Raw genomic sequence first — 16461 nt, forward strand, 5'->3', positions numbered from 1 at the left:
ACACCCCCCCCCCCCCCCCCCCCGGGACGGCGCCCCCCCCACCCCTCGCCGCCCGTTGCGGGCCCCAACAACCCCCCCCACCACTGGGGTCGCCGCTCGGCACGTGCCGAGCGGCGACCGTTCACCAGTGGCTCATCGCTGGACAGTCGGCGTTCGAGCGGGTTGATTTGCGGCGGCGGAAGCGGAGGCACGGGTCCGCACCTGTGCGCAGCAGAAGCACGGTACGGCGGTCCGGCGCACTGGCGAGCGCGCATCGGTAGGTACGGCGCAGGCCGTGTATCGGCTCTGCTCCGTCGACCTGGGGAGTGTTCGTGGGGCTGGACGCGTTCTGAGGGGGCCTTGACCCGACCCGAAGGCGGTCATGGTGTCGCGTGGTTCGGGTTGTCCTGTTGATCTGGGGCATCGGCCAAGCGACGGGCCTGATGCATGCGAGAGGGCGGACTACTTTGTCAGGTGATCGAACTCTCCTACCTTGGCGCCGTGCAGGAAGGCGCGGAACCTGTCAGGCGTGGTGGTGATGATGGTGTCAGGGTCGTCGCTCTCCCGGATCTTGACGGAGCCGTCGGGGGCCACTGCGAGGTAGATGCAGTTGGCGGTGTCGCCGCTGAATGAGGACTTCTGCCAGCTCTGAACGGCCATGATTGTTCCCGTCTCAAATGCTTTGGGCGATACGGCGGATGAGGTCGCGGGACGCGTCGGGCATGAGCGCACTGGCCTCCAGCCGATCCAACACGGCTCGATACTTGATCAGCTGCGGCTCGGTGTCAATGAACTCGAATCGGTCCCCATCGACCTGGACGCTGTCCAACCGTGCGACCTCGGCGGCGAAGTACACGATTCCGGCGCCGGAGCTGGGGTAGCTACCGGTGCCGAACGGGATTACCCGCAGGTCGATGTGAGGGTGCTCGCTCATGGTCAGCAGGTATTCCAGCTGATCACGGGCAACTTCTGGACCGCCGAAGCCCATGCGCAAGGCAGTCTCATGGACGATGGCCGACAACGGGATCGGTTTCTCGCCGTAGAGCACCGACTGTCGCTTGATGCGATGAGAAACGAGGTGTTCCACTTCGGGTGGCGACAAGGGCGGGACTACATCCCGGAACAGGGCGCGAGCATGCTCGGCGGTCTGTAGAAGACCAGGGATGTGAACCACCGAGGCGATCCTCATCGATTGCGTATGGTGTTCGACTTCAGCCAGGTCAAGTGCTCCGGCAGGGAGGATCTCGCGGTACTCCTCCCACCACCCCCGGGTGCGGCCGCCGGTCATACGGGTCAGCGCCTCGATCAGGGTGCCGTCCGCGCAGCCATAGAGACGGGCGAGGGCCCGTACCCGGTCCGCGCTCACCGGGTATCCCCCGGATTCGATGTTGCTGATGCGGGACTGCTGGGTGCCGTGCAGTTCCCCGGCCCGTGTGACCGACAGCCCTGCCTTCTCGCGCAACCGGCGCAACTCCGTGCCGAGTCGCCGTTGCCGGATGGTCGGCGGAATCTTGCTGGGCGGCATCCGCTGCTCCCTTACCTTCGCTCGCCGTGGCCGGCGCCATTCACCCGCAGGAGTGGTAGTGCTATGGATTCTCTATAGGCGGTGGACTACATGCTACCGACTGGCTAGCTTTGATGCTGCGTCAGAGTCGCGCGCTGCCAGAGGTGGCGTAGCGTCCAACTCCCCTTCGCACAGGAGATTTCCATGACTGCTGCGTCCTCGCAAAACACTCGTTCGCTGTTCGACCGGGAGCTGTGCGGGCTCGTGCTCGACACTGCGCCCCGGCTGTTCGCCGTCGCTCACGTGTGTGGCGATGGCGCTGGGGACGCCGACGGGTGGGTCGTGGCTTGGGGACTCGTCGACAGCGACGGGCTGACCCACGTGATCGGCGTCGACGGGCGGACGCGGATGACCCTCGCGTCGCCCGAGCGTGCCGTGCGTCATTTCGGCGGGCGGCCGGGGATCACCGCGCGGCTGGTCTGGCTCGCGCAGCCGGGCGCTGCCGCACTCGACAGGGCCGAAGCGGCCTGAACTTGCTTGCCCGTGCCTCCGGTTGTTTCTCTGTCGTCGAGTGAGGGCGGGTTGCCGCAGCCGTCGTTCTGTCTGTGGGCGGCGATAGCATCCGACTCGGCGTGAGCAGTACTGACGAAGCAACAGGAAGTGGGAGCGCTGTGGGCTTTCCTACGAGTGACATGCTCGCGGGGATGGGGAATTTCCTCATGTTCAACGCGCTCGGCGAGAGGTTCCGCACACGGCATCCCGATCTCGCTGAGCGTCTTCGGGTTCCGGACTCACCTGCGTTATATGTGCAGGTGCGGTTGACCGGCAGGAGATCCGCGGCCCTTGCCCAGGTGCGTTTTGACCGTCCGTACGACCACACCCCGGTCTGGGCGGTCATGGGGCCGAGGATCTCCGAGCCGCCCCGCATCTGGTGGGGCCTGACGGAGCCCGACGTCCTGGTGGACGCTCTCCACGCCAGGGCCGTTGCCGAGCTCGAAGGCGGCGAAGAGCAGAGCCCCTGGAGGTGGGACGAGCCCGCGACCGGCGAGGTGGTGGCGCTCGCGGATGACCTGGCGGCCCGGGGAGTGGACGTGCTGATGGCCGTCGCGCAGAACAGGTGCCGCGCGGTGGGGGCCGAACGAGGCACGAAGGCCGAGTACTTCGGGCGTGACCGAGGGGACTTCCTTGTTGTCCGCGGTGTGGGGTGTTTGATCACGGTGTCCCACAAGCCATTGTCGGGGTGGAGTGCCGACGTCCGGGCCGATGAGGGCGGGGCCTGGCAGCGGCTCGACCTGGGAGATCCCCTTCTGGGTGAGCCGTCTGTCGTCCCAGGGGTCGAGTCCAAACGTGTCGACCGGGCGAAGCTTGCGGGAGTGGTTGCGGATCTGGCCTGCCTTTCCCACGTCCCCACGGTGGATGACCGCTTCGGAGACCGGGATGACCTGTCGGCGCAGCAGTCATCGGCGGACACCCGCCCAGAGCGTTCGGTTCTCGTCGAGGCTGCCGCTCGCGACCTGGCCCGGATGGGATTCGCGGATGTCGTACCGGACAGCACGTGCAGCCGACTTGAGTCGGAAACCTTCCGTATCGAGTGGTGGAACCGGTCGAAGAGCATGGGCCTCGGCGATGTGCAGCGACTGTACGGTGCCGCCATGGTGGAAGGCCGGCGGCTGATGGTGGTGACGGAGAGCTCCGCCACACGCCCCGCGCTCGCCTTCGCGAACCAGGCGAAGGCGTTCCTCTTCGCGGTGGATCCCACCAGCCGCCGGCTCTACGCCTGCAACGACCTCGCCAGGGAGGTCGTCCTCGACAAGTCGAGCTGGGGCCCGGCGCGATCCCGGATGGATCGGCTGGGGTGAGGGAAGGCCGAGCGCTCGCCCGGTCGGGCGCCGGGTCATCTCTCTCGGCCTGCTGGGGTACCTGTCGGTGGCACAGGCCCTATTGTGCGTGCAGGATCTTCTAGAACGAGGGGTGGGAGCGGTCCGTGGAGGACGAGGTCCAGGAGTTCAAGCTGCGGTTGGCGGCCGGAGGGCCCGTCGCGCGAGGGCGGTTGCTGTCGGAGAAGGGCAGCAACGGCAGCCAGAAGTTCCTGGTGTACGCGGGGGCCCCCGCGCGGGCCAAGGTCATGCCGTCCTACGCGGAGCGGAGGGCGTCCTCCTGCCGCCTTCGGGCGCAGCTGATCGACGAGGGCAAGCTGCGACCCTCCGAGCGCTGGCCAGGGCACCTCGAACTGACCGAGGACGTGGAGTGCGGTTCCCCGTCCGCCGCCGCCGAGATCCTGCTGGGCCGATCGGCCAACGGGTGGACGCGGTGGCGAACGAAGGGCGACAGGCCACTGTCGGAGTTCATGCCGGGCGTCTGGGCCGGCCCCAATCGCGCCTGGCTGGTTCGCGGTTCCAACGTCTCAGGCCTCGACCTCGTCCAGCGGCTCTGGCTGCCGGAGGGGTTGATCACCCTCGCCGCGTCCCGGCTGCGGCAGGGAGTCGGGCAGGGTACGAGCAAGGAGCAGCTGCGCGCGTTCGTCCAGGAGGACTACGAGTCCACGGCGACGTACAGCCAGAAGCAGGACCTCGTCGAGGAGCTGCACGCCTTCCTCTCCCGGATCAAGCCCGGCGACACCGTGTGCACCATCTCGGGTGGCCTGGTGTACGTGGGCGAGGTGACCGGGCCGGTGGAGCAGACGGTCTCGGACGACGACCGGTCGAACCTGCGCCGGCCGGTGGAGTGGCAGAACGAGGGGTACCCGTACTCCGACCTACCCGAGGAGCTTCAGCAGAAGCTGTCCGTGCAGCACGACGTCGTCGACCTCACTTCCGTGCAGGCCCTGCTCAAGGGGCTCGGGCTGAGCGACCAGGAGCTGGAGGAGGAGGCCGAGGCCATAGAGCGTGACCCGAGCGCGGAGATCCTCATCGCCCGGCGTGAACTGGAGCTGCCCGCGCCGACCCCCGAGCTCGCCCGCGAACTGCTCGTCCACGACGTGCAGTGGCTCCAGGAGGTCCGCGACCTCCTCTGGGACGAGCGTCAGTTGGTGCTCTACGGGCCGCCCGGCACGGGCAAGACGTACCTCGCGCTGAAGCTCGCGGAGTTCCTGGGCGGTGGGCCCGAGCAGGTCAAACTCGTCCAGTTCCACCCCTCCTACGCCTACGAGGACTTCTTCGAGGGTTTCCGCCCCAAAGAGGACCCGGAGACCCGTGAGGTCGCCTTCCGCCTCACCGCCGGCCCGCTACGCGAACTCGCCGACCTCGCCTCCCGCGAGGGCAACCGGCACGTGCCGCACTTCCTGATCATCGACGAGATCAACCGGGCCAACCTGGCGAAGGTCTTCGGTGAGCTGTACTTCCTCCTGGAGTACCGCAACAAGTCGGTCCGGCTCACCTACTCGGGTGACGACTTCGCCCTTCCGCCGAACCTCTTCATCATCGGCACCATGAACACCGCCGACCGCTCCATCGCCCTGGTCGACGCGGCGATGCGGCGGCGGTTCGCGTTCGTCGAGCTGTCGCCGCGGACCGAGCCGACCAGCGGTCTGCTGCGACGCTGGCTCGCCGCCCAGGAGCGCGACAGCGGACCGGCGGACCTGCTGGACGCGCTCAACTCCCGGATCGACGAAGCGGATTTCCGGATCGGCCCCTCGTACCTGATGAAGCCGGGCGTCTACCGGGAGGGCGGCCTGGACCGTACGTGGAGGACCAAGATTCTCCCCCTGCTGGAGGAGCACCACTACGGCGAAGGCGTCGACATCGAGAAGCGGTACGGCCTGGCGGCGCTGCAAGCCGAAGTGAACGCGCGGTACGACAGGTTCGTCATGCAGCCGGGCGACATCGTCTGGGAGGACCAGCCCGAGCCCGGCGCCGAGTCGTGACCGTCGTCGAACTGACCGAGTACGCGCCGGCGGTGTCCGTCCCGCTCCCGGACGCCGCCGGAAGGGCACTCGCCGCCGCACGCATCCTCGACACCGCCGCCCCCGATCCGTACCGGTCGGGCCATTGGACGCTGCGGGCCGGCAGCAAGGTCGGCGCGGTGAGCGTGCCCGTGCCGGGGGGTGAACCCGTCACCGTGCGGATCACCCCCAAGGTGCCGATCGCCCGCCTCTTCTTCCTCATCGGGTACAGCCTCGACCCGCGCGGCTGGCGCGAGGGCCAGGTCGAGGTCGGCGATCACCGCGACCTGCTGCCGGCCCTCGCCCACGCCGTGGAACGCCAGGTGGACCGTGCGCTACGCCAGGGTCTCCTGCAGGGCTACCGCGCCATCGAGGACACCGCCCTGGTGGTCCGCGGCCGGATCCGCGAAGCCGAGCAGATACGCCGCCGGTTCGGGGCCGCCCTGCCCGTGGAGATCGCGTACGACGAGTTCACCACCGACATCGCAGAGAACCGCATCCTGCGTGCCGCCGTCGAACGCCTGCTCCGCCTTCCGGGCGTACCCCAGGACGTACGCCGCCGCCTGCTGCACCAGCGGGTTCGCCTCGCCGACGTCTCCCCGCTCGTACGCGGCCAGGACCTTCCCGGCTGGCACGCCACCCGCCTCAACGCCCGCTACCAGCACGCACTCCACCTGGCCCGCGTGGTCCTCGACGGATCGTCACCCGAGCACACCGCCGGCGAACTGCGCATCGACGGCTTCCTGTTCAACATGAACAAGCTCTTCGAGGACTTCGTGACGGTCGCCCTGCGCGAGGCGTTCCGCGGGACGGACCGCACCTGCCGGCTCCAGGACCCGCACCACCTCGACGAGGCCGGTGAGATCCGGATGAAGCCCGACTTCGTGCTCTACGGTCGGGAGGGCACTCCGCAGGCCGTGGCCGACGCCAAGTACAAGGCGGAGAAGGCCGGTGGCTACCCCGACGGCGACCTCTACCAGATGCTGGCCTACTGCACTGCCCTCGGCCTGCGAGAGGGACACCTCGTCTACGCCAAGGGCAATGCTCCACACGCCGCCCACGTGGTGCGGCACGCAGGCCTCGTCATCCACCAGCACGCGCTGGACCTGGACCGGCGGCCGGCCGATCTGCTCGGTGAAATCCGTTCCCTGGCCTGGCAGATGACCCCAGGGGCGACGGTATGATCACGACCGGAACAGACGCCATGGGGTAGGGAGTCCGTCGGTGCCGCAGCTCGCGTTCGCGAACAGCTTCTGGGAGAGCTACGACGTCCTGGAGAAGCCCGTCAAAGCCGGCGTCCGGAAAGCGATGCAGAAGTTCCAGCAGCTCACCGTGCCCGAGCTGCACGCGGACAAGGGTCTGCATCTGGAGTCCGTCGACAAGGCGCGTGATCCGCGGATGCGCACGATCAGGATCAACGACTTCTGGCGCGGCGTCGTCCTCGCCCCTGACGACGGCAGCGATGTCTTCCTGCTCATCAACGTCGTGCCGCACGACGACGCGTACACCTGGGCGGCCAAGCGGCTCTACACCGTCAACACGGCCACCCGTGCGCTGGAAGTCCGCAACGTCGTCGCCATCGAGCAGCTGACCCCGGCCCTGGAGAAGGCGGCGACGACCGCGCCGACGCTGTTGTTCGCGGAGTATTCCGACACTGTGCTGCGCGACCTCGGCATCGACGATCAGGTGCTGCGGGCGGTACGGACCGTGGTCGACAGGCCGCAGCTGGAGGCATTCGGGACGCTCCTGCCGGAGGACCAGTTCGAGGTCCTGCAGTTCCTGGCGGAGGGCTTCACGCCGGAGGAGGTGTACCGGGACGTCGTGGTCGAACGGCGGTCGGCGGTCCCCGTTCCGGAGTCCGAGCAGAGCCTGGCCGTGGCGATCGCCAACACCGCCAGCCGGATCACCCTCGTTTCGGGCCCGGACGAGCTGGCCGACATCCTGGAGAAGCCGTTCGCGGCCTGGCGGGTCTTCCTGCACCCTTCGCAGCGGCGGGTCGCCTACCGGGTTTCCTACCGCGGCTCCGTCCAGGTCACCGGTGGTCCGGGCACGGGCAAGACGGTGGTGGCCCTGCACCGCGTCAAGCACCTGCTGTCCCGCTCGGCCGACACACGCATCCTGCTCACCACGTACACCAACGCCCTGGCCGCGGCCCTGCGGGAGAACCTGGCGCTGCTCCTCGACGGCGACGACGAGCAGCTCGCCCGGGTCGACGTGACGACCGTGAACGCCCTCGCGCACCGGACTCTCACCGAACACGCGGGACGCGTGCCGGCCCTCGTCGGGGACCAGGAGGAGCGGCAGGTCTGGCAGCGGATCCGCAAGCGCCTTGACCTTCCGTGGACCGAGCAGTTCCTGGCCCAGGAGTACCGGCACGTGGTCCTCGCCCACGACCTGCGCACGCTCGACGACTACCTCGCCTCCGACCGTCCGGGGCGCGGCAGGTCGCTGCTGACGGGGCGGCGCAGGCTGCTGTGGCCGGCCGTCGAGATGTTCGAGGCCGAGCTGAAGTCGCGAGGGTCGGTCACGCACCTTCAGGTGTGCGCGCAGGCGGCCCGGGCCCTCGAAGGCGCGGCGGCGCGCTACGACCACGTCGTCGTCGACGAGGCGCAGGATCTCCATCCCGCACAGTGGCGGGTGCTGCGGGCGGCCGTCGCATCGGGCCCGGATGATCTGTTCATCACCGGTGATCCGCACCAGCGGATCTACGACTCACGGGTGTCGCTGAGCTCGTTGGGGATCCAGGTGAAGGGCCGGACCAGCCGGCTGCGCATCAATTACCGCAGCACGGAGGAGATTCTCGCGTGGTCGACCGGGATCATCGGCTCCGCCGCGGTTGAGGACCTGGGCGGCGAGGGCGCAGACAGTCTCGCCGGATACCGCTCGCTGCTCCGCGGTCGCAGGCCCCACGTGGAGGGCCACGGCACCGAGCAGGCGGAGATCGCCGCAATCGTGCAACGGATCGAGGGCTGGATCGCCCAGGGAATCCGTCCCGCCGACATCGGCGTCTCAAGTCGCTTCAACGTGTTGCTCGACAAGGCCCACGACCGGCTGGTCAGTAGCGGAGTGCCCGTGGTGCGCGTCAAGGACGGCCCGGCGCCGGGCACGGACGGTGTGCGGCTGGCCACCATGCACGCCATGAAGGGACTTGAGTTCCGCGCGGTGGCGGTCCTCGGGGTGAGCGCGAGTGCCGTGCCGTTCGCGCGGGAGATCACCCCGGTCGAGGTGGACGAGTCGCAGCACGAGACGGACATGCTGCGCGAGCGGTGTCTGCTCTTCGTGGCGTGCACCCGCGCGAGGGAGGCACTCGCCGTCTCGTGGAGTGGGCCTCCGAGCGGCTTCCTGCCCTCGCGCGGGTGAGGGAGAGGGTCAGTCTTCCTCGGCAGGAGGGTTCAGAGCGCCGTTCGCGAGGCCTTCGCGGGCGAGGTCGGTCGCCTGCTGACTGAGCTGCGTGAGCCGGCGGGTGCATGCCTCGACCTCCTGGAGCGCGCGGAAGGCCGCGCCGTAGCGGCGTTGAGCCTCGATGCCCATTTGGGGGATGCGAGAGCCCCGCGTGTCGGTGCGGAAGGTGCCCGTGCTGCTGGTGGAACGGCGCCTGTTGGTAGGGCTGACCAGGAACCCGTGCAGGTAGTCGGCGTCGAGGTGTTCGCTCACGGAGACCGGCTCGCCGGCGGTGTACTCGACGAGTCCGGCGCGGGCGAGGTCGGCGATGCTGACCGATGCGGTGTCGAGCGTTCCTGGCCCGCCTCCGGAGGCGAGTCGGGGCAGCAAGGCGTCCAGCGCGCGGAGTTGTTCTTGCAACTGGTTGCGGAGGGCTGCGTACTCGACGAGGTAGTCCCGGTTGATGCTGCCGATGTGGGCGCCCGGGGTGAGGTCGACGGTGTCGTCCAGCAGGTCGATGAGCGGGATGTCGACGACCTGGTCAGGCCGGGGGGAGAGGGGGTCGTCCGGTCCGTTGGCGGTGAGGTCCACCATGCGGACGGTCTGTGCAGCCTCGCCGTCGGGACGTACGAGGATCCACAGGTGGATCGGAAGTGCGTGTGACGTTGCGGTTCCGGCCGGTAGTGCGACGACCTGGGTGAGGATGCCCCGTCGGACGAGTTCCGCGCGGATGCGGCGGCCTGCCTTCCGGTAGGCGACGGAGGCCGGCATCACCAGGACGGTCGTGCCGCCGGGAGCTGTGTGGGCATACGCGTGCTGGAGCCAGGCGAGTTCGCTCTCGGCACGTGAGGGTGTGCCGAGCTCCCAGCGAGCGTCGAGGAGCAGGTCCTCACGTCCCCAATCGGGCCAGGCCACGGGTGGATCGCAGACGACGAGGTCCGCCTTGAGGCGTGGCCACTTGTCGTCGCGCAGTGAATCCCCTGCCCGGACCTCGGTGCGGGTGCGGCCGCTCAGCCTGGCGCGGAGCCGGGCGAAGTCGGCCATCGAGGCGTCGATCTCCTGACCGTACCGGGTCGGGCCGTCCGCCGGGCCGAGGGAGAGGAGCAGAGTGCCGATTCCGCAGGCCGGGTCCAGGATTGTCGCCGTCTCCGGGATCGGGCCCGTGAAATGCTGGACTGCCCGGACGGTTCGCGGGGAGGAGAGCTGGTCGGAGCCCGCACGGCGGGTGGCATCGAGGAACCGCTCCGTGAGGGCGTCCATCAGCTCGGCCTTGGACGTGCTCCGTGAGATCTCCAGCGCCTGCCGGGTGATCTCCGCCCCGAGACGAGGTGAGGGTGGACCGTCCGTGAGGAGCCGGGCGACCGCTGTCAACCCCTGGATGATGTCGTCACCGAATACGCCGCGCAGGGATTGCCACAGCCGCACTTCGTCGGACACCTCGTGTCCCTTGCGCTGCTTGGCGAGCCAGGCCTGCACATCAGCCAGGTTGAAGAGAGGACTGGTCGGCCCACCCCCGGCCGGTGCCGGAAAGTCGTCGTAGCGCCGCCGCCAGTTGGAAACCGCGGCCCGGGTCACTCCGGCCAGCCGGGCGATCTCGGCACCGGTGATCAGTGGATCAGGGGCGTGGCGAGTGTCGTCCTTCATCCGGACACCGTACACGGCGAGCATGTCATTCAGAAAGGTCATCCGTGTTGGCGGCGTACACATAGTTTTACGTAGTGTCACGTTTACGAACATGACCGGAGCGTTTCAAAGTAGCGCTTGACGGAATCCGGCCCCGGTGTCAGTTGCGCTCCGTACAGTGAACGAAGCAGAACGCACACGCCACGGGGGAGCGCGCACCTATGACGCAGACCGAGCAGCCCTACCCGGTTTCCGAGCTGCTGGCCGCCGTGCAGGCGGAGATCCGGGCAGAGCGTCGCGACGACGCCAAGGACGCGGAGAAGGCGGCACTGTCGGACGGGCGGCAGGTATCCGTAGCGGAAGGCCGGTACGAGTACCTCTTCGGCTGCCGCAGGTGGCCGGCATCCTTCGACGGCAGTCCCGTCCTCGTACGCCCCTCCCAGGCGCGCGGCGCCTGGATTCCCGGCGAGGCGTCCCCGATGCCGGACGGGAAGGTCAGGCTGGTGCTGGCCGAGGGCCTGGCGGCCGGGGTGCGCAACGTGCAGGTGCGGAAGGACGATTCGGCAGGCCTGCTGGTGCTTGCGGACCGTCTGGAGGCGGCAGGTTCGGACGACGGCGGCATCCGGGTCGAGAGCGCCGGGTGGATCGTCGGACAGGGAGCACCGGCGGTGGGTCGGGCAGCGGATCCCGAACGGTGGGTGGCGGGCTGGCACGGGCTGCAGCTCAACCCGCGTCAGCGGACCGCCGTTGCGCAGGCCCTCGCGAGTGAGGTGCTGTTCCTCTGGGGGCCGCCGGGGACGGGGAAGACCGATGTCGTAGGCCACATCGTGGAGGGCAACGTCCGCCAGGGGCACAGCGTTCTGTTCCTGGCGCCGACGAAGGTCGCCGTCGACCAGGCCCTGGAGCGGATCTGCGACCTCCTGAAGGCGGAGGCGGGCTTCGCCGAGGGCCTCGTCCAGCGGGCCGGGGAGATCGAACTGCCGTCGCTGCGCGAGCGGTACGGAGACTTCGTCGCCCCGGCCCGGATCGCGGGTCGGCTCTCGGCGCAGCTGGACGCGGCGGCGCGGGAGGCGCGGGAGGCCCTGCAACGGGCCCGAGCCGGTGTCGCCCTGCACGACGAAGCCCGGGAGCTGGAGCAGCACCTCGCCGACGATCGGAAAGCCCACCAGGGCGCGGTAGATGCGGCCGGGAACGCGGAACGGGACGCCCTGCGGGCGGAGGCCGAAGCGGCCCGGCTGCGGTTGGCCATCAGCGAGGCGGGGGAACCGAAGGGCTTCCGCGCCGGGCGGAAGGAGAAGCAGCTCGCGGCACTGCGGGGGGAGCTCGCCCAGGCCACTGAGGCCGCCTTCACATCTCAGTACATCGGAGCGGCCGCCCGGAAGCAGGCGGAGGAACTGGCTGCCCGGATCAGCACGAACAGTGGAAGCCTCGCGGGTCTCCGGCCCCGACTCGAAGGTCTTCCTGCGCACGCGGCACTGGTTCGCGAGGCCGGAAACCTGCAGGAGCGCATTCAGGACCTCGACCGGCAGCTCGCCCGCATCCAGCACACCGTACGGTCCCGGTGCCGGGTCATGGGGGCAACGGTGGCCAAGGCGGTTCAGTCGCGCAAGCTGCTCGACCGGGTGGACGTCGTGGTGGTCGATGAGGCGGGCATGGTGGATCTGCCCTCGGCCTGGCTGGCAGCCGGTCTGGCGGGCAAGCGGATCGTCGTGGCGGGCGACTTCCGGCAGCTGCCCGCGGTCACCAAGGGAGATGGCGACCGGAAGGCCACGGAGGATGAGCGCATGCATGCGCGGCACTGGGCCGCCCGGGACGCCTTCCATGCGGCCGGCCTGGTGGGCGGGAACGGCTCCGTGCGTCAGGACCCACGCCTGGTGGCGCTGGACACCCAGTACCGCATGCGCGAGCCGATCTGCCGACTGGTCAACGCCGTCGCCTATCCCGACGCGCCGCTCGCCACCGGCCGCGCCGACGGCAGCCGGATCCCGTCCAACCCGTTGGTCGACGTCCCCGTGATCCTCATCGACACCTCAAAGCAGCGCATCCCGGGCCCTGACTACCGGGCCAACACCGTCAACGAGGCCGTCGTCCACGAGCTCGTCCGCGGCCTCCAGTACGAGGGGGTGCTCCCCGGCCGCAAGTGGGAAAGGGGCGAGAGCGGAGCGGGAGAGCGGGCGACCGACCGGCTGGCGGTCATCGCGCCCTATCGCGCGCAGGTCAAAGCGCTGAAGGGAAGCCTGAAGTACCGGTTCGGAGAGGACTATGAGGGGCTGGTCGACACCATCCACCGGTTCCAGGGCAGCCAGCGCCCGGTCGTCATCTTCGACACCGCCGTCGGTGCCGGAAAGGACCCGGGCATCTTCTACGCCGGGACCGGTCTCTCCTCCCAGACCTGTCGCCTGCTGAACGTCGCGCTCAGTCGGGCCCAGGACCACCTCATCGTGGTCGCCGACGTCGAGCACCTGCGGAAACACCTCAGCGTGCACAGCGAGGCCCGGGCCATGCTCGACCACCTGGAGCGCCATGCCCAGGTGATCTCGGCCGACCAGCTGATCCCGACGCGGGACGCGGCTCAGCTCTCGGTCCTGTCCGAGGAGGAGCTGGCGCGGCCGGCCTTCTTCCCTGCTGATGAGGTGCAGAAGGCCGTGGAGTGGGACATCGCGCGGGCCCGGACCAGCATCGAGGTCTACTGCGCCTTCCTCGATCCGACACCGGTGCGCCGCTGGTCGGCGCTGCTGGGTGCCCGCGTGGCCGACGGTGTGCGGGTCGTCGTCCACACCCGGTCACCGGAGGAGCAACGGGAGGCGGCCGGGGCGGCCCGTCACCAGAAGCAGATCGACGTTCTCAGGGCGGCCGGCTGCGAGGTGGGCTTTCGCGAGCGGATGCACGAGAAGGTCCTCATCGTCGACAACACCGTGCTCTGGCACGGCTCGCTCAACCTGCTCGCGGGCAGTGGGCCGACCGACCTGATGATGCGCTTCACCGACCCCGCATCCTGTGAACGGGTCAGCCGGGTCATCGACCGGGCCCGCAAGGAGCGGGCTGCGTGGAACCCGCGGGCTGCCGGCGGAAGCACCAACAGCGCGAGGCCCGCTTCGTCCGAGCCCACTGAGTCCGGTGCGACCGATGCGGCGAGGATCCGGCCCGGGGACACCGTCAACGGCCGGCTCTACCTCAAGGTCCCTTTCGGGGAGAAGAACGAGGCCAAGTCACTCCTCAAGGCCCAGTGGGACGGGCTGAACCGGCTCTGGCACGTCGACGCCGAGCGGGTCACCCGGGAGCAGGCAGCCCGCTGGCTGCCGTGAGAACAGGACACGAGCGTCTGGGCGTTCCCGTCCTGTCAGGGCAACTTGTGGCACCTTACCGAGAGCTGACACGATTTCAGTCAGGCATCCCTCCGGGCGTTGCGGACAGGACATCGCCGGGGAGGCACGGAGAGGGGACGGGATGGCACGGGTGAACCTGCGGGCCGCGTTCATGAGCGGGCTGTCGTCCACCGTCACGGCGCAACAGGTCTTCACCAACCGGGTCGACGAAGTGGCTGCCTTCAAGCGGTCGGTGGAGGGCCTGCGTCGGACCCTGGACGAGGCCGATGTCTCGCCGGTCGTGGACCGGGCGCAGGGGCGCCGCAACGTCCTGACCCTCTACGGGGTCGGCGGCATAGGGAAGACCACGCTGTCCCACGAGCTTGAGCGCCGACTGCTCGCCGACGCTGCGGCCGAAGGGCGCGACGACGTCGTGACCGTACGGGTCGATGTCTCGGAGGACGGCGCCTGCGACATCGAGGGTCTGTTGCTGCGTCTGCGGGCCGGGCTGGGACAACTGGGCAGCCGCTGGCCCGCCTTCGACCTGGCGCTCGCCTCCTACTGGGCCCGTGCCCACCCCGGGGAAGCCCTCCAGGACTTCCTTGATGCCTCACCGGCCCTGCGCCGAGCATCCCGCAGTATCGGGCTCGGCGAGCAGATCTCGGAGACTGTGAGGGAGATCGACCCTGCAGGGCTCGGCGGTCTGACCGGGCTGGCGCAGCGCGCGGCCCTGGCCACCTATCGCGCCGTCCGGGACCGGGTGCGCGAGGGGCGCCTGCTCGCCGACTGCGAGCTGTTCGCCGAACTGATCGAGGCCGACGCCGACTACGAGACGCTCTCGTACTTCCCGTACCTGCTGGCCTGGGACCTGGACCACCTGTCCCTGCGGGGCCGACCGGCCCGGCGACCCACGGTGTGCGTGTTCCTCGACACCTTCGAGGTGGTCAACGGCAGCGCCGATCGCGCGGTGGAGCGCTTGATCCAGCGCTGTGTCTACCTGATGCCCAACGTGCTGTTCGTGATCACCGGCCGAAACCGCATCGACTGGGCCGACGCTGGCGTGGGCGGTGAGTTGGACTTCACGGGTCCGCAGCACTGGCCGAACCTGCACTTCAGCAACGACACCGTCGAGCCCCGCCAGCACCTTGTCGGCTACCTTTCGGACTCCGACGCCAACAGCTACCTCAGTGAGGCGCTCACCCGGGACGGCGAGCCCGCCATGCCCGCCGAGGTCCGTCGGCGGATCATCGCGGGCGGCCAGGGTCTTCCCCTGTATCTGGACCTGTCGGTGTCGCACTTCGCCGCGCTCCTCGCCCGCGGCGGGCAGCCGTCGGCGGCAGACTTCGGCGGATCGTTCACCGCGGTGGCCACCCGGTCGATCCGCGACCTGCCCCGGGAGGAACGTGACCTCGTCCGCACCGCGGCGCTGACCGACCGGGTCGGCGCCGATCTGCTGCGGGCCGGACAACCCAACGTCTCCGACGGCAGTGTGGCCCGGTTCCTACGCCGACCGTTCCTGACACACGACGACGCCTACGTCCTGCCGTACGCGCTGCACGCGGCGCTTCGCCACGCCATCGGCGAGGCGGACCGGACACTCCCGGACGGCTGGTCCGACCGCGACCGCAGCGAGGCCGCGGCCCGGCTGCTCGCCTGGCTCGGCGAGCGCCTCGGACCGTCCTCCGGCCGGGCCGCCATCGCCCAGGCTCTTGAGTCCGGCCTCAAGCTCTCGGCGGAGCACGGGGTCTTCGCCGACTGGATGGCCCGCGCCACGCAACGCCTCGTCGAAGCAGGGCAGTGGTCGGAGCTGGGCGCCGGACTTCCCGTCGAACGGGCCGGGACGCCGGAGTACCGGGCCGTTCTTGCCGCCATACGGGGGGTCCAACTGCGCCGCACGGGCCACGCCACGCGGGCGGTCGAGCTGCTCGGCAGCGCGGCGGAGGGCGTGCGGCAGGGCAGTCCGACGGCGCAGCTGGTGCAGGTCCACCTCGCCCACGCGCTGCGCAACCACGGCGACTACACCAAGGCGGCGGAGATCTACCGTGCCCTGGTGGGTGGCGAGTTCGACTCCGTGGCCCGGTACTGGCTCTGCGACTTCGACTACCTCAACGGGCGTTTCGGCACGGCGCTGGGTTCGCTGCGGGGGCAGCGCAGCCGCGGGCCGGAGGACGAGGGCGAACGGCTGCGGCTGATCGGGCACATCTGGCGGGTGAACGCCCGCTTCGACGAGGCGACCGCCGCGTACAACGAGGCGATCGACCTGGCCCGACGCGAGGGCCTGGCCGCCGCGGAAGCGAAGGCATTGGCCAACCTGGCGCAGACCGCCTGCTGGTCCGGCGACACGGCTGTGGTGTCGGACGCGGCGGCCCGCGCACGAGACCTGCTGGACCTGGTGCCCAATCCGGTCGAACTGGTCAAGATCCGCTCCGCCGAGGCGGTCGCGCACGCGGTGGCGGGTGACGTCGGAGCGGCGGTGAACGCGGTCGGGGGCACCCGGCGGCTGGCGGACGACATCAGCTACCGCGGCGGCCACAACCTGGCCGACGTGGCCCAGATCCTGCTCGGGGTCCTCGGCGGCGACCACAACGGCGCCCGCCGCACGCGGGCCGAACTCGATGCGCGAACCCGCAGGTCGGGCGGCAACACCTACTGGGTCCCGATCGTGACCAGCTGGATCGACGGCGTTCCGCAAGCCGTGGAGCACGACCCGCGGGTCGAATGGGTCGACGGTCCGGCCGTGTCGTTGGGCCGGTGGGCCGAGGTGGCCGCGCAACGATGAGACACGAAGG

General features: G+C 69.6%; 10 protein-coding genes. 7 read left to right on the plus strand and 3 right to left on the minus strand.

From position 1 onward, the window contains the following. Window positions 1–441: 441 nt before the first annotated feature. A complete protein-coding gene (locus ACGF12_RS27030; RefSeq protein WP_393035168.1) occupies window positions 442–639 on the minus strand; it encodes a DUF397 domain-containing protein in 198 nt (65 codons plus the stop codon). A gap of 13 nt (window positions 640–652) precedes the next feature. Continuing rightward, the gene (locus tag ACGF12_RS27035; protein WP_393035170.1) at window positions 653–1504 is read right to left on the minus strand and encodes a helix-turn-helix domain-containing protein; all 852 of its coding nucleotides are present in this window, start codon (window positions 1502–1504) and stop codon (window positions 653–655) included. Between the two features lie 183 nt (window positions 1505–1687). Here ACGF12_RS27035 and ACGF12_RS27040 point away from each other — a divergent pair, with 183 nt between their 5' ends. The 5 genes from ACGF12_RS27040 to ACGF12_RS27060 all read left to right on the plus strand — a co-directional run bounded on the left by ACGF12_RS27040 (window position 1688) and on the right by ACGF12_RS27060 (window position 8723). Then, entirely contained in the window at window positions 1688–2014 is a 327-nt protein-coding gene (locus ACGF12_RS27040) for a hypothetical protein (RefSeq protein WP_393035173.1), read from the plus strand. Window positions 2015–2202: 188 nt separating this feature from the next. Further along, window positions 2203–3342 (plus strand): hypothetical protein, encoded by a 1140-nt coding sequence (locus ACGF12_RS27045; protein ID WP_393035175.1) that lies wholly within the window; start codon window positions 2203–2205, stop codon window positions 3340–3342. 125 nt (window positions 3343–3467) lie between these two features. Continuing rightward, window positions 3468–5345 carry a DUF4357 domain-containing protein gene (locus tag ACGF12_RS27050; RefSeq protein WP_393035178.1) on the plus strand — a complete coding sequence of 626 codons (1878 nt, stop codon included), beginning with the start codon at window positions 3468–3470 and terminating at the stop codon, window positions 5343–5345. Continuing rightward, window positions 5342–6547: an McrC family protein gene (locus ACGF12_RS27055; protein ID WP_393035180.1), complete on the plus strand. Its 1206-nt coding sequence runs from the start codon at window positions 5342–5344 to the stop codon at window positions 6545–6547. Before ACGF12_RS27050 ends, ACGF12_RS27055 begins: the two co-directional genes overlap by 4 nt. A gap of 40 nt (window positions 6548–6587) precedes the next feature. Then, entirely contained in the window at window positions 6588–8723 is a 2136-nt protein-coding gene (locus ACGF12_RS27060; RefSeq protein ID WP_393035183.1) for a UvrD-helicase domain-containing protein, read from the plus strand. A 9-nt stretch (window positions 8724–8732) separates the two neighbouring features. Here ACGF12_RS27060 and ACGF12_RS27065 read toward each other — a convergent pair whose 3' ends face one another. Next, on the minus strand, window positions 8733–10388 hold the full coding sequence (locus tag ACGF12_RS27065) for an N-6 DNA methylase (protein ID WP_393035300.1): 1656 nt from the start codon (window positions 10386–10388) through the stop codon (window positions 8733–8735). A 200-nt stretch (window positions 10389–10588) separates the two neighbouring features. Here ACGF12_RS27065 and ACGF12_RS27070 point away from each other — a divergent pair, with 200 nt between their 5' ends. Continuing rightward, a complete protein-coding gene (locus ACGF12_RS27070) occupies window positions 10589–13672 on the plus strand; it encodes an AAA domain-containing protein (RefSeq protein ID WP_393035186.1) in 3084 nt (1027 codons plus the stop codon). 142 nt (window positions 13673–13814) lie between these two features. Beyond that, window positions 13815–16451: a tetratricopeptide repeat protein gene (locus ACGF12_RS27075; protein WP_393035189.1), complete on the plus strand. Its 2637-nt coding sequence runs from the start codon at window positions 13815–13817 to the stop codon at window positions 16449–16451. The last annotated feature ends 10 nt before the right edge of the window (window positions 16452–16461 follow it).

Origin of the sequence: Kitasatospora sp. NPDC048296 (genome assembly GCF_043201815.1) — a bacterium.
Lineage (GTDB): Bacteria > Actinomycetota > Actinomycetes > Streptomycetales > Streptomycetaceae > Kitasatospora.